At 71.5% G+C, this 23,960-nt stretch carries 19 protein-coding genes; 16 read left to right on the top strand and 3 right to left on the bottom strand.

The window, feature by feature from the left end; genetic code table 11:
* Window positions 1-84 precede the first annotated feature (84 nt).
* The 12 genes from AC1DZC_RS02250 to AC1DZC_RS02195 all read left to right on the top strand — a co-directional run bounded on the left by AC1DZC_RS02250 (window position 85) and on the right by AC1DZC_RS02195 (window position 13,045).
* A complete protein-coding gene (locus tag AC1DZC_RS02250; RefSeq protein WP_477042077.1) occupies window positions 85-975 on the top strand; it encodes an ABC transporter permease in 891 nt (296 codons plus the stop codon).
* Window positions 975-2,180: an ABC transporter ATP-binding protein gene (locus AC1DZC_RS02245; protein WP_477042076.1), complete on the top strand. Its 1,206-nt coding sequence runs from the start codon at window positions 975-977 to the stop codon at window positions 2,178-2,180. The genes AC1DZC_RS02250 and AC1DZC_RS02245 overlap by 1 nt, the downstream gene beginning before the upstream one ends.
* A 77-nt stretch (window positions 2,181-2,257) precedes the next feature.
* Window positions 2,258-5,515 carry an N-acetylmuramoyl-L-alanine amidase gene (locus tag AC1DZC_RS02240; protein WP_477042075.1) on the top strand — a complete coding sequence of 1,086 codons (3,258 nt, stop codon included), beginning with the start codon at window positions 2,258-2,260 and terminating at the stop codon, window positions 5,513-5,515.
* A 44-nt stretch (window positions 5,516-5,559) separates the two neighbouring features.
* Window positions 5,560-6,096, top strand: coding sequence for a hypothetical protein (locus tag AC1DZC_RS02235; RefSeq protein WP_477042074.1), 537 nt, complete (start codon window positions 5,560-5,562; stop codon window positions 6,094-6,096).
* Window positions 6,097-6,200: 104 nt separating this feature from the next.
* Entirely contained in the window at window positions 6,201-6,971 is a 771-nt protein-coding gene (gene rfbF, locus AC1DZC_RS02230) for a glucose-1-phosphate cytidylyltransferase (protein ID WP_477042073.1), read from the top strand.
* Window positions 6,968-7,522 carry a dTDP-4-dehydrorhamnose 3,5-epimerase family protein gene (locus AC1DZC_RS02225; protein WP_477042072.1) on the top strand — a complete coding sequence of 185 codons (555 nt, stop codon included), beginning with the start codon at window positions 6,968-6,970 and terminating at the stop codon, window positions 7,520-7,522. Before rfbF ends, AC1DZC_RS02225 begins: the two co-directional genes overlap by 4 nt.
* The gene (locus tag AC1DZC_RS02220) at window positions 7,519-8,391 is read left to right on the top strand and encodes an NAD-dependent epimerase/dehydratase family protein (RefSeq protein ID WP_477042071.1); all 873 of its coding nucleotides are present in this window, start codon (window positions 7,519-7,521) and stop codon (window positions 8,389-8,391) included. Before AC1DZC_RS02225 ends, AC1DZC_RS02220 begins: the two co-directional genes overlap by 4 nt.
* Window positions 8,388-9,242: a glycosyltransferase family 2 protein gene (locus AC1DZC_RS02215; RefSeq protein ID WP_477042070.1), complete on the top strand. Its 855-nt coding sequence runs from the start codon at window positions 8,388-8,390 to the stop codon at window positions 9,240-9,242. The genes AC1DZC_RS02220 and AC1DZC_RS02215 overlap by 4 nt, the downstream gene beginning before the upstream one ends.
* Window positions 9,243-9,328: 86 nt before the next feature.
* A complete protein-coding gene (gene rfbH, locus AC1DZC_RS02210) occupies window positions 9,329-10,651 on the top strand; it encodes a lipopolysaccharide biosynthesis protein RfbH (RefSeq protein ID WP_477042069.1) in 1,323 nt (440 codons plus the stop codon).
* Window positions 10,651-11,685 carry a CDP-glucose 4,6-dehydratase gene (rfbG, locus tag AC1DZC_RS02205; RefSeq protein WP_477042068.1) on the top strand — a complete coding sequence of 345 codons (1,035 nt, stop codon included), beginning with the start codon at window positions 10,651-10,653 and terminating at the stop codon, window positions 11,683-11,685. Before rfbH ends, rfbG begins: the two co-directional genes overlap by 1 nt.
* The gene (locus AC1DZC_RS02200; protein ID WP_477042067.1) at window positions 11,682-12,710 is read left to right on the top strand and encodes an NAD(P)/FAD-dependent oxidoreductase; all 1,029 of its coding nucleotides are present in this window, start codon (window positions 11,682-11,684) and stop codon (window positions 12,708-12,710) included. Before rfbG ends, AC1DZC_RS02200 begins: the two co-directional genes overlap by 4 nt.
* Complete coding sequence (locus AC1DZC_RS02195) at window positions 12,707-13,045, top strand: indolepyruvate ferredoxin oxidoreductase subunit alpha (RefSeq protein ID WP_477042066.1); 339 nt, start codon at window positions 12,707-12,709, stop codon at window positions 13,043-13,045. The genes AC1DZC_RS02200 and AC1DZC_RS02195 overlap by 4 nt, the downstream gene beginning before the upstream one ends.
* Before the next feature lie 43 nt (window positions 13,046-13,088).
* On the opposite strand, the gene AC1DZC_RS02190 is transcribed toward AC1DZC_RS02195, so the two are convergent.
* Complete coding sequence (locus tag AC1DZC_RS02190; RefSeq protein ID WP_477042065.1) at window positions 13,089-15,914, bottom strand: hypothetical protein; 2,826 nt, start codon at window positions 15,912-15,914, stop codon at window positions 13,089-13,091.
* Window positions 15,915-16,013: 99 nt separating this feature from the next.
* Window positions 16,014-16,535: a GtrA family protein gene (locus AC1DZC_RS02185; protein ID WP_477042064.1), complete on the bottom strand. Its 522-nt coding sequence runs from the start codon at window positions 16,533-16,535 to the stop codon at window positions 16,014-16,016.
* A gap of 116 nt (window positions 16,536-16,651) precedes the next feature.
* Here AC1DZC_RS02185 and AC1DZC_RS02180 point away from each other — a divergent pair, with 116 nt between their 5' ends.
* The 4 genes from AC1DZC_RS02180 (at window position 16,652) to rfbB (ending at window position 22,017) form a co-directional block, all read left to right on the top strand.
* Entirely contained in the window at window positions 16,652-17,665 is a 1,014-nt protein-coding gene (locus tag AC1DZC_RS02180) for a glycosyltransferase (RefSeq protein ID WP_477042063.1), read from the top strand.
* Between the two features lie 7 nt (window positions 17,666-17,672).
* Window positions 17,673-18,602 (top strand): NAD-dependent epimerase/dehydratase family protein, encoded by a 930-nt coding sequence (locus tag AC1DZC_RS02175; RefSeq protein ID WP_477042062.1) that lies wholly within the window; start codon window positions 17,673-17,675, stop codon window positions 18,600-18,602.
* Between the two features lie 87 nt (window positions 18,603-18,689).
* On the top strand, window positions 18,690-20,984 hold the full coding sequence (locus tag AC1DZC_RS02170; RefSeq protein WP_477042061.1) for a DUF6311 domain-containing protein: 2,295 nt from the start codon (window positions 18,690-18,692) through the stop codon (window positions 20,982-20,984).
* 37 nt (window positions 20,985-21,021) lie between these two features.
* Window positions 21,022-22,017 carry a dTDP-glucose 4,6-dehydratase gene (gene rfbB, locus AC1DZC_RS02165; protein ID WP_477042060.1) on the top strand — a complete coding sequence of 332 codons (996 nt, stop codon included), beginning with the start codon at window positions 21,022-21,024 and terminating at the stop codon, window positions 22,015-22,017.
* 36 nt (window positions 22,018-22,053) lie between these two features.
* Here the strand turns inward: rfbB and AC1DZC_RS02160 are convergent, their stop codons facing one another.
* On the bottom strand, window positions 22,054-23,832 hold the full coding sequence (locus AC1DZC_RS02160) for a hypothetical protein (RefSeq protein ID WP_477042059.1): 1,779 nt from the start codon (window positions 23,830-23,832) through the stop codon (window positions 22,054-22,056).
* Window positions 23,833-23,960: the final 128 nt, after the last annotated feature.

The following is a 23,960-nucleotide window of genomic DNA, read 5'->3' as shown; positions in this document are numbered from 1 at the left end:
ACCCCAAGGCCGCTGAGCGCGACGAGTAGTCTGTCGTGGCCGACCCAGCGGTCGGCCGTCCACCACGCCTGGAGCACCGTACGAATGACATCCATCAGTGAGGACCGCTCTGCGCGCCTGGCGCTCGAGCCCCTGCGCACGACCGGGCCCGCGGACGGGACCAGCCAGCAGCTGCGCGACATCTGGGCCCACCGCCAGCTGCTCGACATGCTCATCCGTCGTGAACTGAAGGCGCGGTACAAGGACAGCACCCTCGGGTTCGTGTGGAGCCTGCTGCGGCCGCTCGCCCTGCTCCTGATCTACTTCATCGCCCTCGGCCAGTTCCTCGGCGCCGCGCGCAACATCCCCGACTTCGCCGTGTTCATCTACACCGGCCTGACCGCGTGGGGGCTGTTCGCTGAGACCGTGACGACCGGGACGGGCTCGATCGTCGGCAACGGTGGCCTGATCAAGAAGGTCTACCTCCCGCGCGAGATCTTCCCGCTGAGCAGCCTCGGCTCCGCGTTGTTCAACTTCCTGATCCAGCTCGGCATCCTGTTCGTCGCGACGATCGTCGTCGGCGACGTGCCGACGGGCACGGACTGGTTCTACCTGCCGCTGTCGCTCGCCGTGATCATCGTGACGGGCCTCGGCTGGGCGCTGCTGCTCGCCGCGCTGAACGTGTACCTGCGCGACATCCAGTACCTGGTCGAGATCGCCCTGATGATCGCGTTCTGGGCCTCGCCGATCGTGTACTCGTGGGCGCTGGTCGTGGACCAGGCCGGGAAGACCGTCGGCAACCTCTATCTGGCGAACCCGATGACCGTCGCGATCATGGGCTTCCAGCAGGTGTTCTGGGTGGCCGGCCGGGACCAGCCCGTGCCCGAGAACCTCACAGGGCTGCTGTGGATCTGGCTGGCCGTCGGGGTCGTGTTCGTCTGGGTGGCGCAGCGGGTCTTCGTGCGCCTCCAGGGCAACTTTGCGCAGGAGCTGTGATGGGCCGCCCCACGGTCGTCGAGATCGAGGACCTCTCCAAGCGGTTCGTCATCCGCAAGGAGAAGTCCCTCAAGGAGCGTGTGGTCAACTTCGGCCGCTCCAACCTCCACAAGGAGGACTTCTGGGCCCTGCGCGACGTGAGCCTCACCATCGAGGCAGGCACGACCGTCGGGCTGGTCGGGCCGAACGGCTCCGGCAAGAGCACGCTGCTCAAGATGATCGGCGGCATCCTGCAGCCGACCACCGGCACGGTGCGCGTCCGCGGTCGCATGGCCGCGCTCCTCGAGCTCGGCGCGGGCTTCCACCCGGACCTCACGGGTCGCGAGAACGTCTATCTCAACGCCTCGATCCTGGGCCTGAGCACGCAGCAGACCGACGCAAGCTTCGACGCGATCGTCGAGTTCTCCGGCATCGGGCAGTTCATCGACACCCAGGTGAAGTTCTACTCGTCGGGCATGTACGTGCGCCTCGCGTTCGCCGTGGCCATCCACGTGGACCCGGACGTGCTCCTGGTCGACGAGGTGCTCGCCGTGGGCGACGAACCGTTCCAGCGCAAGTGCATGGACCGCATCCGCCAGTTCCAGCAGGAGGGGCGCACGATCATCCTCGTGACCCACGGGCTGGACCAGGTCGCGGAGCTGTGCGACCGCGCGATCGTGCTCGAGCACGGGAACGTGACCGCCGACGGACCCCCGCTCGAGGCGCTGCGCGTCCTGCGCACGGAGTTCGACAAGACCCGTGCGAGCGAGCTCCAACGGGCGCGGGAGGCGGCCGGGACCGCCGACGCCGCCCCGGCGCCCGTCGAGGTCACGGGGATCGAGGTCCTGCAGGGCGGCGCGCCCGTCGACGTGGTGGCCACCGGCACCCCGATCACCGTGCGCGTCTCGGTCACGAGCCGCACGGCCGTCGAGGGGTGGATCCTCGGGTTCGGCATCGACTCGGCCAGCGGGCAGAGCATCTACGGCACCAACAGCCGGCTGCTCGACGTCGCGCTGTCCCCGCTCGTCGGGACGGCGTCGTTCGACTTCGAGGTGCTCGCGACGCAGCTGGGCGAGGGCACGTACACCCTGCACGGCGCGATCGCCGACGCCGCCGGGGCCGAGCTGCACCGTCTCCGCGAGGCCGCCCGGGTCCAGGTCACCACGACCGGCACCGAGGTCGGTTTCGTCCATCTCGGCGCGACCTTGTCCCCGCGACCCGTCTGATTCCGATGCTCCACCGGTCGGGGTCCCGACGGCGCGCCGAACCGACAGGCGGGTGTCTCGTCACGCATGCTCGGGTGATGCGCGCCTCGATCACCGTCACCGCTGCCGCCGTCCTGGCGCTCGTCGTCGTCCCGTGCGCCGCCGCGCAGGGCGCTCCAGCTGCCGCGGTCCCGACCGTCGCCTCGACCGCGGCAGCGGAGGTGGTGGCCCCGCCGGCGTCCGCGACGACCCTCGACGAGGTCGCCGTCGACGTGCCCGCCGCCGAGGCCGTCGAGGCGGCCCCGGCGCCCGTGCGCGTCGAGAGCGCGGTGATCGAGAACGACACGTTCCAGACCGTCGGCGTGACCTGGGAGCAGGGCGCGGACGCCGCCGACCTCGAGCCGCAGGTGCGGGCCCGGCACGGCGAGACCTGGGGTGAGTGGCAGGAGCTCGAGACCGCCGACGAGAGCCCGGACGCCGGGACCGTCGACGACCGCGCGCAGGTCCGCGACGGCACCCCGTCGGTCTGGGTCGGCGACTCGGACGCGGTCCAGCTCTCGTTCGTCGTCGGTGCGGGCACCGAGCTTCCCGACGACCTGTCGGTCGCGATGGTCGCGTCGCCCGACACCCCCACGGCGGCCGTCTCGGGCCTGTCGGGTGCTGGCTCACCCGGCCACGTCTCGTCGTCGGTTCCCCGGGGCCTCGGCGCCGCACCCGCCTCCACGCCGCGGGTCATCACTCGCGCGGAGTGGGGCGCGGCTCCGGCCGTCTGCACCCCCGACGTCGCCAGCCGGCTCGTCGGCGCGGTCGTGCACCACACCGCCGACCCGGACTACGCGACCCCGGCCGACGCCCTCCAGCAGCTCCGCAACGACCAGCGGTACCACATCGCCTCCCGCGGCTGGTGCGACATCGGGTACAACTTCGTCGTCGACAAGTGGGGCAACGTCTACGAGGGCCGCGCAGGCTCGCTGACCCAGGCCGTCATCGGCGTGCACGCCGGCGGCTTCAACACCGGCACGGTCGGCATCTCCGTGCTCGGCGACTACACGAACGTCGCCCTCACGGCCGCGACCGTCGACGCGGTCGCCCGCATCGCGGCGTGGCGGCTCTCGGCGTACGGCGTGCAGCCCGTCGGGTCGATGAGCTACACCACGTGGGGCGGGGAGAACTCTCGATATCCGGCCGGGGTGACCGTCGGGCTGCCGATCATCTTCGGGCACCGCGACGTCGCGTTCACCGCCTGTCCGGGCAACATCGGCTACAGCCAGCTGAACACGATCCGGGCCCTCGCCCAGCAGTACGCCGGGGCCTACGGCGCCAGCAACTTCGGCTACAACCTCGTCAAGTCCTCGGGCGACCCGACGGTCTACGTCGCGACCGGCGACGCGAAGTACCCCGTGAGCGACCCGGTGGCCCTCGGGGCGCTCGGCGCGCTGGGACCGATCGGCCAGGTCCCGGCCGACCAGCTGGCGCCGCTGCGCACGGGCCCCGCGATCAGCCAGTTCGTCCGCGACTCCTCCGGCGTGATCTCGCTCGTCGACTCCAGCCGGGTCTACCCGGTCCGGGACTGCGCCCAGCTGGCTGAGTGGGGCGCGAGGTGCGACACCTACGGCGCGATGCGGCTGCCCGACCCGATGGCTGCGCTCCTGCGCGACGGCGGAGCCCTGTCGACCAGCTGGACCACACCGAGCGGCGCCCAGTACCTCGTCGACGACGGGGTGCGGCGCGAGGTCGCCGACGTCGCATCGCTCGCCGCGTCGCCCGTGCAGCCCGACGGACCGGTGCTCGCGCTGAGCGCGTCGGCGGGCGTCCGCCTGGCCCTCGGGGCGCCGATCGTCCGGACCGGCATCGTCGCGCGTGACCGCAGCACCGGCGCGGGCGTCCTGCTCGACCGGGTCAACGGGGTCCGGCTGTCCGCCGCGACGATGGCCGCGTCGCTGATCGGCAACGCCGCCCTGCCCGTGCGCTGGCTCGAGGCGACGAGCATGGCCGCCCTGCCCACCCCGCGCGCGACGGCCGACGGCGCGCTGCGGGCGCCCGACGGCAGCCGCGTCGCCCTGACGGTCGGCGGCGCCGTCCGGCTCGGCGCCGACCAGATGCCCGCCGACACCGGGACCCCCGTCGAGGCGGCGACCATCGCCGCTCTCGCGCCGTTGCCGGTGCAATCGGTCCTGTTCGTCCGGACCGCCGACGCCGGAACCCTCTACCTCCTGGCCGGCGGGACCCGACGGCCGGTCCTGACCATGGCCGACGCCGCCGCGCTCGCGGCCGGCGGGCCGCTCGTCCCGGCGCTCGTGTCACCGGCCTCGCTCGGCGCGCTCGCCGAGGGGCCGGCCGCGCTCGGCCCGGGTCAGCTGGTCAAGGCCGTCGGGGTGCCGACGGTGTACCTGGTGGACGGGCTGGACCGCCTCGTGTTCCTGCCCGCCTTCGAGACGGCACTGACGCTCGGCGTCCCCACGTCCTTCCGTGAGCTTCCGGCGGCGTCTCTCGCGGGGTACCAGCACGTCGCCACGCCCTTGGGAACCGTCGTGTCGTGCGACGGGCAGGGCTTCGTCGGCAGCGGCGGCCGGCTGTGGTCGCTGCCCGCCGGGACGCTCGCCGGCTCTGGTACCCCCGGGACCTCCCTCGCGGGGTCGACGTGCGCGAACCTCCCGCACGGGTCCGCCTGGGACGCACCGGTGCTGGTGCGGTCCGTCGCCCAGCCGACCGTCTTCGAGGTGATCGGTGGCGTGAAGCGCCCCGTGCCCTCGATGGCGGTCCTCGGCGCGCTCGTCGCCGGCAGCCGGTACGCGATCTCGTTCGTCGACCAGTCCAGCCTCGACGGCGTGCCGACCGGTCCGGCGATGCTCGCGCCGGGTCAGTTGGTCAAGGCGCCGGACGCCCCCGACATCTACCTGGTCGACGGCAGCGACCGCCTGGTGTTCCTGCCGTCTTTCGCCCTCGCCGCCGAGCTCGGCGTGAGCACGGCCTGGTCGGTCGTGCCGTCCGCCACTCTCTCCACATACGCGAAGCACGCCGAGCCGCTCTCGCAGATCTGGCTCTGCCCGAGCTCGGCGCTCGTCGGCTTCGGTGGCGCGATGCACCCGTTGTTCGGGGTCCTCCCCGCCGATGGTGCACCGGGGACCGCGCTGCACGCGTCCACCTGCGCGAACGCACCCACGGTCGGAGCCTGGACCGGTCCCGTGTTCGCACGGTCGGCACAGGACCCGGCCCTGTTCCTGCTCACGGGCGGCACCCGTCGCCTCGCGTCCACGATGCCGCAGGTGCTCGGGATCGCCGCGGGCGGGCCGCTCGTCGTCGCCTTCGCGCCGCAGTCGTCGTTGAACCGGGTCCCGCTGGGCCCGAACCTGTGACCCCCGCGCTCCGCACCCGTCCGCACGTCGAAGGAGACCGATCCGTGGTCCGCCGTACCGCACTGCCCCTGCTCGCCGCCCTGACCCTCGTGCTCACCGCGGCGTGCACGGGGAACGCGGCTGACGCCGATCCGTCGGCCGGGAGCACGCCCACGCACTCGTCGACCTCCGCCGCCCCGCCGAGCACGACGGCCACGACCCCGACGACCGACGACCCGTCCGAGCCCGCCGAACCGGCGGACCCGGCGGAACCCACCGAGCCGCCGGCCGCGGACGACGGCGGCTCCGAGACCACCTCGGGACACCCGGTGCTCGTCTCCGCGGGCGTCTTCGGAGGGAACGTCGAGATGAGCGGCTACGTGGAGGGTGTGCTGCAGGACGGGGGCGAGTGCCGCTTCGAGGTGGTCAGCGGAGGCACCGTCGTCGCGAAGGTCTCCTCGACCTCCGTCGCGGACGCGTCCACGACGCTCTGCCCCGGTGTGTCCGTTCCTGCACCGAAGAGTTCGACCTCCGGCTGGACCGCCCGACTGGTCTGGGTCCCGGGCGGCGCGACGTCCGACGCGGTGCCCGTCGTCGGCTGACGACAGGTCGCTCCTTCGCGCGTCTGGGCTATCCTGACCGGCGACCCCACCGACCGTCCGAGGCCCTTCACGGCCTGGTCGCCTGTGCGACGAACGAGGAGACGATGAAGACCGTCCTGCTGGCCGGAGGCCTGGGCACGCGCCTGCGCGAGGAGACCGAGTACCGCCCGAAGCCGATGGTCGAGGTGGGCGGTCGCCCGATCCTGTGGCACATCATGAAGCTGTTCGCGCACTACGGGCAGGACGAGTTCGTGGTCTGCACGGGCTACAAGTCGGACACCATCAAGGACTACTTCCTCAACTACGAGGCGCGCAACAACGACATCACGCTCCACCTCGGCGATCGCAGCTCGTTGACGTACCACGGCGCGCACGAGGACACCGACTGGACCGTCACGGTCGCGTTCACCGGCGAGCTGACGATGACGGGCGGCCGCGTGTTCCGGGCGGCCAAGTACTTCGAGGGCGAGCGGTTCCTGTGCACCTACGGCGACGGGCTCGCCGACGTGGACATCGCCCAGCTCCTCGCGTTCCACGAGTCGCACGGCAAGCTGGCCACCGTCACCACGGTGCGCCCGCCCAGCCGCTTCGGCGTGATGGACCTCAACGCCGACGGGCATGTCGAGCAGTTCCGCGAGAAGCCGCAGGCCGACGGCTGGGTCAACGCCGGCTACTTCGTCTTCGAGCCGGGCGTCATCGACTATCTCGACCCGGAGTGCGTGCTCGAGCAGCAGCCCCTGCAGCGCCTCGCGGCCGACGGTCAGCTCATGGCCTACAAGCACGAGGGCTTCTTCCAGCCGATGGACACGCTGCGCGAGTCGAACCTGCTCAACGAGCTGTGGTCGAGCGGCACGGCCCCCTGGCACGTCTGGTGACGGAGCTGTACACGCCGAGCCCGTTGCCCGGCGTCGGTCTGGCGCACCCCCCGTTCCACACCGACCGGCGCGGCGCGTTCACCAAGCCGTACTCCCCCACCGTGCTCGAGGCGGCCGGGATCGAATTCGACATCGCCGAGGTCTACTGGAGCTCCTCGGCCGCGGGCACGGTCCGGGGGCTGCACTTCCAGGTCCCGCCCACCGCCGTGGCGAAGCTGGTGTTCGTCCTGACCGGTCGCGTGACCGACGTCGTGCTCGACCTGCGCCGCGGCTCGCCCACCGAGGGCGAGCTGGTGACGTACGACCTGACGCCCGGCAGCGGCGCGGTGCTGGTGCCGATCGGGTGCGCGCACGGGTTCGAGGTCGTCGAGGGCGACGCGACGATGTGCTATCTGCAGGACGGCGCCTTCGACCCCGCCACCGACGCGGGCGTCCGCTGGGACTCGGTGCCCGCCGGATGGCGGACCAGCCACCCCGTGGTCTCCGACCGCGACGCCGCGCTGCCGGCGCTCGCCGAGTTCGACTCCCCGTTCGTCTGGAGCCCTGCATGAGCACTGTCCTGGTCACCGGCGGCACCGGCTTCATCGGGCGGCACCTCGTCCGCGCCCTGGCCGCCGACGGCAACGACGTCCACGTCCTGACGCGGGCCACGTCGCAGCGCCGGCCGCAGGCACCCGGGGGCATCACCGTCCACGCGCTGCCGCGCCCGAGCGTCGACGTGGCTGGCGTCATCGACGAGATCGCGCCCACGACCGTCTTCCACCTGGCCACGCACTTCGTCGCACGGCACCGGCCCGACGAGCTCGCGGACATGGTCGACTCGAACGTGACGCTGGGGACGGTCGTCGCCGAGGGTGCCGTCCGCGTGGGCGCACGGCTCGTGCACGCCACCTCTGCCTGGCAGCACTTCGAGGGCGCGGAGTACTCCCCCGTCTCGCTGTACGCCGCGATGAAGCAGGCCTTCGTCGACGTCCTGCGCTACTTCCAGGAGGTCGAGGCGCTCGACACGCGCGAGGTCTGCCTCTTCGACACGTACGGTCCCGACGACGACCGCGGCAAGCTGGTCGGGGCCATCCTCGGCGCCGCCCGCAAAGGCACCGCGCTGACCATGTCCTCCGGCAAGCAGCTGGTCGACCTCACCTACGTCACGGACGTCGTCGCGGCCCTGCGCGCCGCGGATGTCCACGACGGCCCGGTCACCCGTCTCGTCGCGCGCAGCGGCTCGCCCGTCACGGTGCGTGAGCTGGTCGAGCTCGTCGAGGACGTCACCGGTCGCACGCTGGACGTGACCTGGGGCGCCCGCGAGGACCGCCCGCGGGAGATGACGCAGGACTGGCTCGTGGCGTCCGACGACATCGGCTGGCGGCCGCAGGTGCCGCTGCGCGACGGCCTCTCTGCTCTCTGGGGGGCGGCCTCATGACCCTCACGGTCTCGGTCGTCATCCCGGTGCACAACGGGATGCCGCACCTGCCTGCGACGATCGAGAGCGTCCTGGGACAGACCCGGCCGGCTGACGAGGTCGTGGTCCTCGAGAACGGGTCGACCGACGGCACGGCCGAGTGGCTCGACGCGCACGCACCCGAAGGCGTCCGCGTGGTCCGGCAGGAGTCGCTCGTCGACGCCGCGACCAACTGGACCGACGCCATCAGGCTGGCGAGCGGCGACCTGATCAAGCTCGTCTGCGCCGACGACGTGCTGGAGCCGACGGCGCTGCAGGCGCAGGCGGCGCAGCTGGTGAAGCACCCGGCCGCGGTCCTCGCGGCGTCGATGCGCACCGTCGTCGACGACTCGGGGCGCGTGCTGGTCAAGCGCCGCGGGCTCATCGGCCTGCGTGGCGAGGTCGAGGGCCGCGCCGCCGTCCGGCAGTGCTGCCTCGTCGGCAGCAACCTGCTCGGCGAGCCGAGCGCGGTCCTGTTCCGCCGAGAGCCGCTGCTGACGGAGCTGCCGTGGGACGGCTCGTTCGGCTACGTGATCGACCTCGACATGTACTCGCGGGTGCTGCAGCACGGCAGCCTCGTCGTCGCGCGGGTCCCGCTGGCACGGTTCCGCCTCGCTAACGGGTCGTGGTCCTCCTCGCTCTCGGACGTCCAGACCAAGCACATCAACGGCTGGGTGGACCGGGTGGTCGAGCACGACCTCGCCGACCTGTCACCGACGGACCTGCGACGTTCTCGCGTCGGCGTCCGGGTGCAGGACGCCCTGCGCCGGGTCGCGTACCTGGTCACGCGGCTGCGACGCACACCGGACACGTCGAGCGACGCCACGGCCTGAGCCTCTGGGCGGTCGGCGCGCCGGGCGGCAGCGTCCGTCGGATAACATCGTGGGTCGGCCCCCCCGACATCTGAGGAGCTTTCTCCGTGAGTGCAGTGCCCGTCAGCCGTGAATCCATCCTCGACCTCGTCCGGGCCTTCGCGGAGACCTCTCTCGAACCTCGACCGTTCGAGGCGGGCACCAGCACCGTTCCGGTCTCGGGCAAGGTGCTCACGCCGGAGGACCTCGTCGCGCTGGTCGACTCCTCGCTCGACGGGTGGCTGACGTCCGGCCGCTACCACGAGCAGTTCCAGGAGGCCCTCGCCGAGTTCGTCGGCGCCCGGTCGGCCACGTTCGTGAACAGCGGCTCGTCCGCCAACCTCGTGGCGCTCGCCGCCCTCACAAGCCCGAAGCTCGGCCCGAAGCACCTCAAGGAGGGCGACGAGGTCGTCACCGTCGCCTCGGGCTTCCCGACGACGGTCAACCCGATCATCCAGCACGGCCTCGTGCCGGTGTTCGTCGACGTCGAGATCGGCACGTACGACGCGATCGGCGACCAGCTGCGCGAGGCGATCGGCCCCAAGACGCGCGCGATCATGATGGCGCACACCCTCGGCAACCCGTTCGACCTCGACCTGGTCCAAGCGCTCTGCAAGGAGCACAAGCTGTGGCTCGTCGAGGACTCGTGCGACGCCCTGGGCTCCACCTACCGAGGCCAGCGCACCGGCTCGTTCGGCGACACCGCGACGGTCTCGTTCTACCCGGCGCACCACATCACCACGGGTGAGGGTGGGGCGGTCTTCGCCAAGTCACCGCTGGTCAAGCGCCAGGTTGAGTCGTTCCGCGACTGGGGCCGCGACTGCTACTGCGACACCGGCAAGGACGACACCTGCGGCAAGCGGTTCGACTGGCAGCTGGGCGACCTGCCGCTCGGCTACGACCACAAGTACACGTACAGCCACATCGGCTACAACCTCAAGGCGACCGACATGCAGGCCGCGCTCGGCCTGAGCCAGCTGGCGAAGATCGACCACTTCGTGGCTCGTCGCAAGGAGAACTTCGCCTACCTGTACGAGCGGCTGCAGGGCGTCGAGGGTCTCATCCTGCCCCGCGCCACCGAGCACTCCGACCCGGCGTGGTTCGGCTTCCCGCTGACCCTCGACCCGAGCTACCCCGTGGACCGCGAGGACCTCATGCGGTACCTCGACTCGAAGCACGTGGGCACGCGCCTGATCTTCGCGGGCAACCTGCTCCGCCAGCCCGCCTACCGCAACATCGAGCACCGCGTGATCAGCGACCTGAAGAACTCCGACACGGTCATGACCCGCTCGTTCTGGCTCGGTGTCTACCCGGGCCTCACCCAGCCGATGCTCGACTACATCGCCGACACCCTGATCGGCTACCTGCGCGACCGCGCGGGGAAGGCCTGATGCGGTACCTGGTGACGGGCCACACCGGCTTCAAGGGTGCCTGGCTCGCACTCCTCCTGGCCGGTCGCGGCCACGAAGTGGTCGGCCTGGCGCTCGACCCCGTGCCCGGCGCGCTGTACGAGCGCGCCCGCGTCGGCGAGCTGCTCGCGCAGGACCTACGGGTGGATATCCGTGACGCCCGCGCGGTGACCGACGCGGTCGCGCAGGCGAACGCCGACGTGGTCCTGCACCTGGCCGCCCAGCCTCTCGTCCGGGAGTCCTACCGCGACCAGCGCTTCACCTACGAGACCAACGTGCTCGGCACGTTCAACGTCCTCGAGGCGGTCTCGGCCGCGGCGACGGCCAAGGCGCAGGTCATCGTCACGACGGACAAGGTGTACCGGAACGTCGACCAGATCTGGGGCTACCGCGAGCACGACGCCCTCGGCGGGGTCGACCCGTACTCCGCGTCCAAGGCGGCGGCGGACGTGCTCTCGCAGTCGTGGATCGCGACGCACCCGCAGGACCCCGCGACGGCGATCGCCCGTGCGGGCAACGTCGTCGGCGGCGGCGACGTCAGCGCCGACCGCCTGATGGTGGACCTGCTCGCCGCGTACCGGGCCGGCACCTCGCCGGTGCTGCGCTTCCCGGGCGCCGTCCGCCCCTGGCAGCACGTCCTCGACTGCCTCAACGGCTACCTCACGCTCGTCGACGCACTGCTCGACGGCCGCTCGGCCGGCGAGGCCTACAACTTCGGCCCCGGCACGGCGAGCTTCGTCGACGTGGGCTCGGTGGCCACGCGCGTCGCCGAGCTGTGGGGCGACGGGGCCGCCTGGACCACCGACGGCGGGGAGCACCCGCACGAGGCGAACCTGCTCGCGCTCGACGCCCGCAAGGCGGAGCTCCAGCTCGGTTGGCAGAACGTGCTCGGGTTCGACGACACGCTCGCCTGGACGGTCGCCTGGGCCCGACGTGTCGCCGACGGTGAGGACGCCCGCGAGGTGAGCCTCGACCAGGTCGCGGCGTTCGACGACCTCGCCAAGGCGGCGTCGTGACGACCGCGGCGCAGGCCGCGCCCGCCGACATCGTCGTCGTGGGCGCCGGTCCCGCGGGCCTGTGGGCGGCGTACTGCGCCGGGTTCCGTGGCCTCTCGGTCGTCGTCGTGGACAGCCACGACGAGCCCGGTGGGCAGGTCGCGGCGCTCTACCCGAACAAGAAGATCTACGACATCGCCGGCCTGCCGGGCGTCACCGGGGCGAACCTGGTGGCGAACCTCCTGGAGCAGGCCGCGCCGTACTCCCCACGCTTCCTGCTGGGTCGCCGCGCGACCAGCCTGCACACGGGCGACCGCACCGGCGAGCTCGCGGTCGAGCTCGAGGACGGCACCCGCCTCGAGTGCAGCGCCGTCATCCTGGCGAGCGGCGTCGGCGGCATCGAGCCGCGACCGCTGCCCGTGGGCCACGAGTGGCTCGGCCGCGGACTCTCGTACACGATGGCCGACCCCAGCGCGTACGCCGGGCTCGACGTCGTCGTCGTGGGTGGCGGCGACAGCGCCGTCGACTGGGCCCTGGAGGCCCTGCCGCACGCACGCTCCGTCACGGTCGTGCACCGCCGCCGGGCCTTCCGCGCGCACGCGGCGAACCTGCAGCGCGCGATCGACGGCGGTGCCCAGATCAAGACCGACTGCGAGATCGTGGCCGTCGACGGCGATGCCGTGGTGCGCACCGTGACCATCCGGGCCAGGACCGGCGAGCTCCACTCGCTGCGGGCCGATGTGGTGGTCGGCGCCCTCGGGCTGATCTCCGACCTGGGTCCCCTGACCACCTGGGGCCTCGAGATGCACGACCGCCGGATCCGGGTCGACACGTCGATGCGCACGAACCTCTCCGGGGTCTTTGCCATCGGTGACGCCGCCTGGTATCCAGGGAAGGTCGCACTCATGTCGACGGGCTTCGGGGACGCAGCGACGGCCGCGAACAACGCCGCGGTGCTCATCGATCCCGAGGCGATACTGGCGCCAGGGCACTCCACGGACCGGACGAACGAGCCGGTCCTCGAGCAGGAAGGGGCAGCATCATGACCTTCGTCATCTCCTCGGAGTGCATCGACAACCAGGACGGCTCCTGCATCGACGTCTGCCCGGTGGACTGCATCTACGAGGGCGAGCGCAAGAACTACATCAACCCGGTCGAGTGCATCGACTGCGGCGCGTGCGAGCTGGCCTGTCCCGAGGTCGCGATCTTCCCGGCCAAGTCCGTGCGCTCCGACGCCACGCGCCAGGCGTTCCTGGACGACAACGCCCTCTTCTTCACCATGACGCTGCCGGGTCGCGACGAGCCCCTCGGCAACCCGGGCGGCGCGCGCAAGGTCGACCCGGTCGGGGTCGACACCCCGTTCGTGACCGACTGGTCCTGACAGCGCCCCGTCGCCGCCCTGTGGAGACCCGGGCGGCGCCCGATCAGGCCGCGGGCCCCGTCGGGAGCGCCGCGAGCTGGGCCTGGTTGACGATCCCGACGAGGAACGGCTGACCGGCGGCGAGCGCGAACGCCCGGTCCATCGTCGCCACCGGGAGCTTCTGGCCTCCCTGGACCACGTAGAGCGTCGGGTCGGACTGCGAACGGGCGAAGATCGGCCCGTACGCGACCCCAGCGGCACGCGGCAGGGCCAGGCACGTGGACACGTCGAGCGGCGTGTGCGGGCTGCCGGACGGGTCGAACACCGTGTTCGCGACCAGGTTCAGCCTCCCCCCGGAGCCGATGCCGCGCCACGGGCCGCACGCCACGATCGAGTTGAGCGGCTGGGCGGCCTTGGTGTACCCGCCGAGCGTCGCGGCAGCAACCACCGAGTACCCGCGGATCCCGAGGGCGTCGGAGACCGCGAACGACGGGAGCGGCACGGCCGTGCTCAGCCCGTCGACGACGTAGATCGTCGGGTCGTCGGCCGTCTTCACCAGGGTGGCGGGCGCCAGCGCCTCACCCCCCGTGGGGATCCCGTCCAGGAGCGCCTGCGGCACGAGCGCGATGATCATCGAGCCGCTCGCGCTGCTGAGCGCGAACGCCGTCGTCATCGTCGAGATCGGCCGCTTCTTTCCGGCGGAGGCCGCGTAGAGGTACGGCTGCTCCGTCGACTTCACGAAGAGCACGCTCGGGTTCAGGGCCGCGCTGACGCGCAGCGTCGAGCAGGTGCCCGGGTCCAGCACGGTCGTCGGCACGCCCGAGCCGTCGACGAGCGTCGTCGGCACAGCCGCGACGCTGCCGCCGACACCGACGTAGCGCGCCGTCCCGCAGGCCAGCACGCCGCTCAGCGGAGCCGGTGCGACCGTGTACCCGGCGAGCGTCGCGGAGGGGATCGTGCTCCAGCCTCCGATGCCGAGCGACTCGGTGACGCCGAACGCCGTGACGGGGACGAGCGTCCGGGGCCCGTCGACCAGGTAGATCTGCGGGGACTCCGGCGACTTGACCATCGTCCCCGGACGCAGGACGTCCACGCCGGTCGGGATCTTCGCCAGGTCGGCGGCCGAGACGAACGTGACGCTGGCGCCCGCCGGACCGGCGAGTGCACCGGCGATCTCCATCGTCGCGATCGGACGCTTCACGGAGTCGGTCGCCAGGTAGAGCGTCCCGCTGTCGATCGACCGGACGAAGACGGTCCCCGACGTCGGTGCACCGAGGGCGGCCACCACGCCGGACGACAGGGTCGGCGCGGTCGAGGCGAGCTGCGTCAGCTGACCGGCGCCCAGCGCGACCGGAGCACCGCCCGTCAGGGCGTAGTGCTGACCCGAGGGCGACTTGAACGTGCCGGTCAGCGCACCGACCGGAGCCGGCAGCAGGGCCATGCTCCCGTGGTCGAGCGACAGGAACCCCAGCGAGGTCGCGTTGTGCAGCGAGGTCGTCGCGAGGAGGCCCGGCACGACCGTCAGGATGCCGGTCGTGTCGATGAAGACGTCGGCCCCGGTGGAACGGTCACGCACGAACACGGCGGGGCGCACGAGCGGCGCGCCGTACGGCAGACGGTCCAGAGCGGCGTCCGCGATGTTGATCGCCGGGGTCCCGGCGGCGGCGTTCCCGGCCGCCGAGGGTCCGTCGGCGATCTCGTGCTTCGCGCCGCCGTAGATCGCGAACCAGCGACCCTCGACCGTCCGCGCGGAGAAGCTCAGCTGCCCCATCCGCTGGAAGCCGGCCATCTGCACGTCGGACAGCGCCATCGTGCCGTAGTCCGCGCAGGAGGCGCCCCACTCGGCGAGCTGGCTGCAGTCGGCGACGTTCCAGATCTGGCCGCGGTCCATGAAGTAGATCAGGCCGGCGCGGTCACGGATGAACCGGCCGAGGGTTACCCCGGTCGTGCGGGCGTCCAGGAAGGACTGCTGGACGTACCCGACGCCGCCCAGGGGCGCGAGGCCCTGCATCGTCGCGAGGTCAGCGATCGGGTACTTGCGGTCGAAGGTGACCAGGTAGACGGTGGGCGACTCGTTGGTGCGCACCAGGTTGGCGCCCACCTGCGTCGACCCGAACCAGTCGGTGTAGTCCCGCCAGAAGTTCCTGTTGCCGTAGCTGCCGCAGCCGTCGCCCGTGCCATAGAGGTTGGCCAGAGCGCTCGCGTTCGGCTGGTACGGCGTGTAGGTGTACAGGCCGGCCGTCGCCTGGTTGTCGATGAAGACCTGGGAGCTGCCGCAGCCGCCGTTCGGGTTGAAGAGGATGGTGTTCACGCGGCCCGCGCGGTAGCTGTAGTTCTGCGGGGTCGCGGCGTACCTCTTGAACTGCCGGGCCGCACGGTAGACCTGGTTGAAGAACCCGTAGTACTGCGCATCGCAGGGTGCCGTGTCGGGGCAGCCGAAGCCCATGGCGATCCGGTAGCGGGAGTCCGTCGGCGACGTGGCCGTGACGAGTCCCTGCTCCTTCTGGAGCGTCACGAGCAGCGCCTTCTGGCTGATCCCGCAGACCGCGCCGACCTTGGCGATGATCGCCGCGGCCGACTCGACGCCGCCGCCGGGGTAGGCGCCGCAGAGGTTCGCCTCGGCGGGCTGGCTCGTGGTCGCCGCGACGTAGTTCTTCAGGCAGAGGGCGCCCGCGGTGCACGCACCACCCTTGGAGACCAGGAAGGCCTGCACGTCACCGGCGGTCATCGCGCCGCCGTCGAAGAAGAGCGCGTCGCTGATGATGCTGCTGGGCCGGAACTGGGACGGGTCAGCAGCTGCCGCCGGGGCGATCGCACCGGTGACCACCGCCGCCGTCGCCACGAGCGTCGCCACGAGGGCGCAAGCGATCGATCGAGCGAGGCGGATCATCCTCGACCCTCCTGGGTGGTCTCGACGGCGCTGAGTCGGCCTACCTTAGCCGCACGCCCCTGGAGATCCGTGCACGGACACGCAGTTCACCCGACGTGCTCAGGCGGCGGGGTCCGCCGACGTCGGCGGACGTCGGAAGGAGAAGCCCCGGTGGCCGAAGAAGCTGATCACCATGGTCACGACCGTGACGAGCAGCTGGGCAGGGATGGGCGGGAGCCCGAACACCTCGACGACGAGCGGCAGGGTGACCAGGTTGATCCCGAGCGCGGTGAGGTTGACCACCTCGAACCGCCACAGGTCTCGCAGTACGTGGCCGCGCACCCGGAAGACGAACCGCCGATAGAGCACGAACGCGCACAGGACCGACGCGATGTGCGCCAGGATCAGCGACACCATGTAGCCGAGGTGCTGGCCCACGGTGCGGTCGAAGACGATGAACCAGCCCATGCCGACGACGGTGTTGATGCCGCCGACGATGAGGAACGCGATCCGCTGGTCGGTGACGATCCGGAAGAGCAGACCGGTCTCGCCCTCCATACCCGCAGGCGGGACCGGCGCCGGTTCGGGCGCGGCCACGACCGGCTGCGTGCCGGGGTGGTGCTCGTCCACGTGCTCGTCCATCCGTCCTTCGGGGGTGCCGTCCCTACGGCTGCGGCGCCCTCACGGGCTGCCGCCTCGCATCGGGAGCGGCTCGCGGCACGACGGGTGCCGACGCCACGCAGACTATAGTCCGTGGCGTGATTCCCATTGCCGAGACGCCGGCCACGCCTCCGCACCGGATCTCGGTGGTCATCCCCGTCTACCAGGGCGAGCGCACGCTCGCCGCGGTGATCGCGGAGCTCGACCCCTACACCTCCTCTTTCACCACGCCGGACGGTCACGAGGCGGTCGTCACCGAGGTCCTGCTGGTGCACGACCACGGCCCGGACAACTCGGCTCAGACGATGCGCGAACTCGCCGAGCAGTACAGGTGGGTCCGCACCCTGTGGCTCAGCCGCAACTTCGGCCAGCACCCCGCCACTCTCGCGGGCATGGCCTCCAGCGGCGGCGACTGGATCGTCACTATGGACGAGGACGGCCAGCACGACCCGGCCGCGATCGCCGACCTCGTCGACACGGCGGTGCGCACCGGCCGGTCCGTGGTCTACGCCGAGCCCACCAACGCCGCCCCGCACGGCTTCCTGCGCAACATCGCGTCCCGCGGCGCCAAGTTCGTCATCGAGAAGCTCTTCGGGGGCACCGACGCGTCGGCGTACCAGAGCTTCCGCCTGGTGCTCGGCGAGGTCGGCCGGAGCGCGGCGGCGTTCGCCGGCTCGGGCGTCTACCTCGACGTGGCGCTCGGCTGGATCGCCGGCAGCCCGGCGACCTGCCCGGTCGGGCTCCGTTCGGAGGGCGATCGGGCGTCGGGCTACTCCACCCGGCGGCTGCTCTCGCACTTCTGGCGCATGGTCATCTCGAGCGGCACCAGGCCGCTGCGCGTGGTGAGCCTCATCGGCGTCGCCTTCGGCCTGGGCGGGATCCTCCTGGCGCTGTGGCTCGTCGTCGCCCACTTCGCGGGCGGGACCGAACCGGCCGGCTGGACGTCGAGCATCGTGGTGATGCTCGTCAGCACGGGCGCCGTGCTGTTCGCGCTGGGAGTGATCGCCGAGTACATCGGCGTGGCCGTGAACATGGCGATGGGGAAGCCGATCTACCTGATCGTCAGCGATCCCGGCGCCGGGCCGCTCGGCAGGTCTCCCCGTTCGAAGTGAGGCCGACGTGAGCCAGCGCCCGGTCCTCGTCTTCGGAGCCCGAGGACTGCTCGGCCGCGCGGTGGGGCGCGCTCTGACGCAGGACGGGCGCCCGTGGCGGACCGCCGAGGTGGCCTGGTCCACGCCGGACGCGGCCGAGCACGCCGTCGAGGCGATCGAGAGCGCGGGTGCACAGTGGGGCGACGACTGGGGCGTCGCCTGGTGCGCCGGTGCGAGCGTGACCGCAGCGACGCCCGTCCAGGTGGATGCCGAGGTCGCGGCGATGACGGCGATCGTCGACACGCTGCTCGCCCGGGACGTCGCGCCGCCCCGGTTCTTCCTGGCCTCGTCGGCGGGCGGGGTGTTCGCGGGCGCCGCCGACCCGCCGTTCACCGAGCTCACCACCCCGAGCCCGCTCGCCGCGTACGGCCACGGCAAGCTGCGCCTCGAGGAGCAGGCCCGCCGTCTCGCCGGTGCGGGCACGCAGGTCCTCGTCGGGCGGATCTCCAACCTGTACGGGCCCGGTCAGAACCTGGCCAAGGACCAGGGGCTCGTCTCGCGCCTGATCCGGTCCTACCTGCTACGCCAGCCGATCGGGATCTACGTGTCGCTCGACACGATCCGCGACTACATCTACGTCGACGACTGCGCGCAGATGGTGCTCGACGCGCTGGACCTGCTCGCCGTGCGGCAGCCGACGGAACCCGTCCTGAAGATCTTCGCCGCCCAGCAGGCCACCACGATCGCGGGCCTGCTCGGCTACAGCCGGGCGGTGCTGGGCCGAAACGTCCTGGTCACGCTCGGCGGTTCGGACCTCGCCAAGCAGCAGGCGCGCGACCTGCGCTTCCGCTCCGTGGTGTGGACGGAGCTGGACCGCAGGACGTTCACGACCCTGCCCGACGGCATCCACGCGACGAGCCAGGACCTGCGGCGCAGCCTGGTCGCCGGCCTGCTCTGAGGCTCCGCCGCGCCGGGGTGCGACGCGGTCGGTGGGATATGATTCCGCGATTTGTCTGACCGTGGCAGGGCAAGAGCTGGGAGAACCGTGACGTCGACGAGCACCACGTCGGACGAGGTGTCGAAGTCGGTCGACCCCGAGCGGCCCCGCCGCACCACGCGGACCCGGCGGACCTCGGCTCCCGCCGAACCTGGCTGGGGACGCATCCCGTCCTGGGCGGCCGAGCTGGCGACGTACTCGGTCGCGGTCGTCTTCACGACGATCGCGACCGCCTGGGCGTTGAGCCTGCGAGCCGCCGACCTGCGGGTCCCGTTCACGTACTGGGGTGACGCCCTCTCGACCTCGGCGCACGTCAAGACCACGCTGACCACCGGGTGGTACGAGCACCAGCCGCTCCTCGGGGTCCCGGCGGGCCAGACGTTCCACGACTTCCCCACCGCCGACAACCTGCACCTCGTCGCGGTCCGGATCCTCGGCCTGTTCACCAGCGACTGGCCGACGGTCCTGAACCTCTACTTCCTGATCGGGTTCCCGCTGGCCGCGATGGCCGCCGTGTACTTCCTGCGGCAGATCGGCGTGGGCCGCACCGCCGCGGTCGTCGCGGCGACGCTGTTCGCGGTCGCGCCGTACCACTTCACGCGTGGCGAGGCGCACCTGTGGCTCTCGTCGTACTACGTCATCCCGCTCGCGCTGCTCGTGGTCTACCGGGTGTTCCAGGGCGAGCCGGTCTGGCACCGCCCGCCGGGAAGCACCGAGGGCCGCTGGACCCGGCCCCTGGTGACGGGCCTGTCGCTGGCCCTCGTGGGCACGGCCCAGACGTACTACGCCGTCTTCATCGTCATCCTGATCGCCGTGTCCGGCGTCGCCTCGCTGACTCAGCACCGCGACCTTCGTCGGTTCGTCGGCGCGGTCGTCGCGGGTGCGTGGACCGTCGTCGTCGCGTTCCTCAACATGCTTCCCGACATCCTCTGGGCCCGGCAGAACGGGCCGGACCTCGGTGCGCTGGTGCGCAACGGCGCCGAGGCCGAGCTCTACTCGCTCAAGCTCTCCGCCCTGCTGCTGCCCGTGCCCAACCACGTCGTCGACGGGCTCGCCAAGCTGCGGACGGACTACGACGCGCAGTACCCGCTGATCTCGGAGCGTCCGGTCCTGGGTGCGGCCGGCGCGATCGGGCTGCTGATCCTGCTCGTGGTCATCGTCGTCCAGCTGGCGGGCCGAGGAACGCGTGCCGGCTCCCGCTCGAACCGCTGGTTCGCCCTGGTCACGCTCGGCTCGCTGAGCCTGGTGGCGCTCCTGTTCGCGACGGTCGGCGGCTTCTCGAGCCTGATCTCGCTGGTCACGCCCGACCTGCGCGGCTGGAACCGGATGTCGATCCTGATCTCGATGCTCGCGCTCGGCGCTGTGGCCGTCGTCATCGACATGGTCGCCGGGTGGCTCCGTGCGCGCACGTCGCTCCTGGTCACCTGGGTCGCGCTCGCCGTCGCCGGGTCGCTGCTCGTCGTCGCGGGTGCCGTCGACCAGATCGGCACGCGCCCCGACCCCGCCTACGAGGCCACGGCGGCGCAGTTCGCCTCCGACGCCCAGTGGGTGGGCGAGGTCGAGACGACGCTCGGCGCCGACGCCTGGGTGTTCCAGCTGCCGTACCTGTCGTTCCCGGAGGCCCAGGGCCTCAACGGCATCCTCGACACCGACCAGCTCAAGCCGTTCCTGCACTCGGACACGCTCGGCTGGTCGGGCGGCGGCATCAAGGGCCGCGCGACCGCCGACTGGGGTTCGCTCGTCTCCCCGCTCCCGCCCGACCAGGCCGCGCCGCAGCTCGCTGCCGCCGGGTTCACAGGGGTAGTCGTCGACAAGCTCGCGTACTCGAGCGACGCCGACAAGATCGTCGCCGACTGGTCCGAGATCGCGGGTGCCCCCGTCGTGACCAGCTCGGACGGCCGGTACGTCGTGTTCGACCTCAAGCCCACGCGGGCCTCCCTCGACGCGACGTACACGCCCGAGTCGATCGACGCGGTCAGCTACGCCACCACGCACCCGACGATGATCTACCCGGGCGCGGACGTCGTCATCGGGCAGGCCCCCGACGGCGAGCAGTGGAACGGCGAGGACGGGGTGGTCACGACAGTCGTCGACAACGCGGCCGACACCACGGCGTCCGTCACGATCCAGCTGGACGTCCTGAGCGCCCAAGGACCGGTGACCATCACGGCCCCGTGGGGCACCCGTACCGCACAGACCGGGTCGGCCGTCCGATGGACGGTCGACGTGCCGCCGGGCCAGAGCACGATCGTGCTCTCGGCCGGTCCGGACGCTGTCCTGGGCATCACCGAACCCCAGATCGTCCCGAGCACCTCTCCCCTCGACCTCCTGGTCGCGTCCTGACCCGGACCGCGACACCGCGCACAGCTGGAAGGACCCCATGAAGATCCTCGTGACCGGCGGAGCCGGATTCATCGGCGCCAACTTCGTGCACCAGACCGTCCGCGAGCGCCCCGACGTGCACGTGACCGTCCTGGACGCGCTCACCTACGCGGGCGATGAGCGCAGCCTCGACCCGGTGGACGGCAAGGTCGTCTTCGCCAAGGGCGACATCGCCGACCCCGACATCGTCGACACGCTGGTCAAGGACGTCGACCTCGTCGTGCACTTCGCGGCGGAGTCCCACAACGACAACTCGCTGCACGACCCGTGGCCGTTCCTGCGTACCAACGTCATCGGCACCTACCAGCTGCTCGAGGCGGTCCGCCGGCACGACGTGCGCTACCACCACATCTCCACGGACGAGGTGTACGGCGACCTCGAGCTCGACGACCCGGCCAAGTTCACGCCGGAAACCCCCTACAACCCGTCGAGCCCGTACTCCTCGACGAAGGCGGCGTCGGACCTGCTCGTGCGCGCCTGGGCACGCAGCTTCGGGGTGCGCGCGACGATCTCGAACTGCTCGAACAACTACGGGCCGTATCAGCACGTCGAGAAGTTCATCCCGCGGCAGATCACGAACGTCATCGACGGCGTGCGCCCGAAGCTCTACGGCTCGGGCGAGAACGTGCGCGACTGGATCCACGTCGAGGACCACAACAGCGCGGTCTGGGCGATCATCGAGCGCGGCCGGCTGGGCGAGACGTATCTCATCGGCGCGGACGGCGAGGAGAACAACAAGACCGTCGTCGAGGACATCCTGGAGATCATGGGCCTCGAGAAGGACGCCTACGACCTGGTCAGCGACCGTCCGGGCCACGACCTGCGGTACGCGATCGACTCCACCAAGCTGCGCGAGGAGCTGGGCTGGGCGCCGCGGTACCAGAACTTCCGCGCCGGCCTGGAGGCGACGATCGCCTGGTACCAGGACCACGAGTCCTGGTGGCGCCCGCAGAAGGACGCCACGGAGGCCAAGTACGCCCAGCTCGGGCGCTGACCTGGACCCCGGTGCCGTCCGCGGCACCGGGGTCCGTCAGCCGTCGAGCTTCCAGAGCACCCACGAGCCTCCGCCGTAGGACGTGGTGGCAACAGGGTGCGCGTCGACCCCGGCCGTGATGTCGACCTTGCAGCCGGGCACGACCATCATCCAGCGGATGCCCGCACGCTTGGCGGCCGCCTCATCGAGGTGCCCATGGTCGCGGGCGTGGTTGGCCTTGTCGATGTCCTCGCGGTGCTCGGGCCAGGCGAGGCCCACGTGGTAGTACGCGACCGGGCCGCCCCAGATCGCGTTGGTGTACCAGGGGTCCGTGCAGCCGTCGAGGAGCACGAGTCCCCCGCCGTCCTGCTGCGAGCGGTCGAGCAGGTCGGCCTGCGCGCGGTACTGCGGTGCGGTGAGCGGCAGGTAGGCGCCGGCGGTGACCTGCGTGCGGAACAGCGTGAAGTCCCAGCTCCAGGTGGCCGCCACGGCGACGCAGAGGACGAGCGCACCGACCAGCACGGCGCGGCCGCGTCGGGTGAGCTCAGCGCCAGCCTCACGGCTCCGGGAGAGCACCTCGATGACCGACCACGCCACGAGCGGCACCGTCAGGACGGCCACCAGCACGTACATGTCGATCCAGAAGCGGTACGGCTCCTGGTTGGCCCCCCACAGGTCGTTCGTCGACAGGTAGGCCCACAGGACGACGAGAGCCGACGGCACCGCGATCCACACGACCTGACGGCGCCGGACGCCGAGCACGATCACGAGCGCGAGCGCGGGGAGCACGGCGAGCGCGGAGAAGAGCCCCGGTCCCGGCTGGACGCCCAGGTTCTTCGACGAGCCCTCGCGGTAGACCAGGAATGGGTCGTGCTCGATCAGCCCCCAGACGGTCGCGGCGATCTGCGGCAGCGCGCAGAGGGCGAGCGCCAGTGCGCCCCAGAGCGGCCGCCATCGAGTGTCGCGCAGCACGACCAGCACCCCGGGGACCGCCGGCACGAGCCCGAGCATGACGACCGAGAGCTGCCCAGACGCGCCTGCGACGACCGGGCCGAGCACGAACACCAGCGCGACGAGGCCGACGGTCCACAGGAGAGCCGCGCGCGACCGGCTCCGCACCAGCCCGACGGCCGCGACCCCGCCGAACAGCACGAACGTCGAGGTCAGGAACGCATACGTCTGCACGTTGGCGATCAGTCCGATCAGTCCGCACGCGGCGATCGCGACCCAGAGCCGGGCGCGTTCGGGCACGCGGCCGGCCGCGACCAGCAGCAGCGCGAGGAGCGCGACGCACCCCATGCCGAGCGCGACCGTCTCGCCGTTGAGCGTGAAGAGCACGCCGTACGGACCCCAGAGCACCGCGTGCGAATCGAGCTTCGTCATCCACGACGTGCCCGACGAGAGCATCCACGAGCCCGTGCCCAGGAGGAACGGGACCGCACCGAGCACCCCGGTCCACCACCTGCGCGTCAGCAGGATGCACGTCGCCCCGATCGCGACGACGACCGCCACCTGCACGGCGAGGCCCGCGAACGTCCACACGGTCGCCGGGCTCGTCCCGAGCAGACGTGAGGCATAGCCGAGGAACACGTACCAGGCACGCGGGTAGTTGTTCGACCCCGTGAGCGTGAACGGCTCGACGTCTGGCGACTCACCGTGCGCCACGTTGACCGCGATCGACAGGTATGCCAGCTGGTCCGGCCAGAAGTAGTTGCGGAAGTACGACGGCCGCCAGCCTGCCCAGCCGAGCATCATCCCGGCCTGCAGCCAGAGATGCAGCAGGGCGGCGGCCAGCAGGGACAGGAGTGCCAGGATTCCGCGGACGCGCCGAGTCACAGTGCCCCTCAGTGGTTCGTGGCCTGGCCGCCCGGGACGGCCGTGCCGTCATTGGTCCGACTCGTACCGTACACGCGGGCCGAGGACGCCCCACCCGGTGCTGTGGCGCTGATCTGCACAGATCCTCC

The organism is Cellulomonas sp. P2_B4, assembly GCF_056404795.1.
This window is presented reverse-complemented; position numbering and strand designations above follow the sequence as displayed.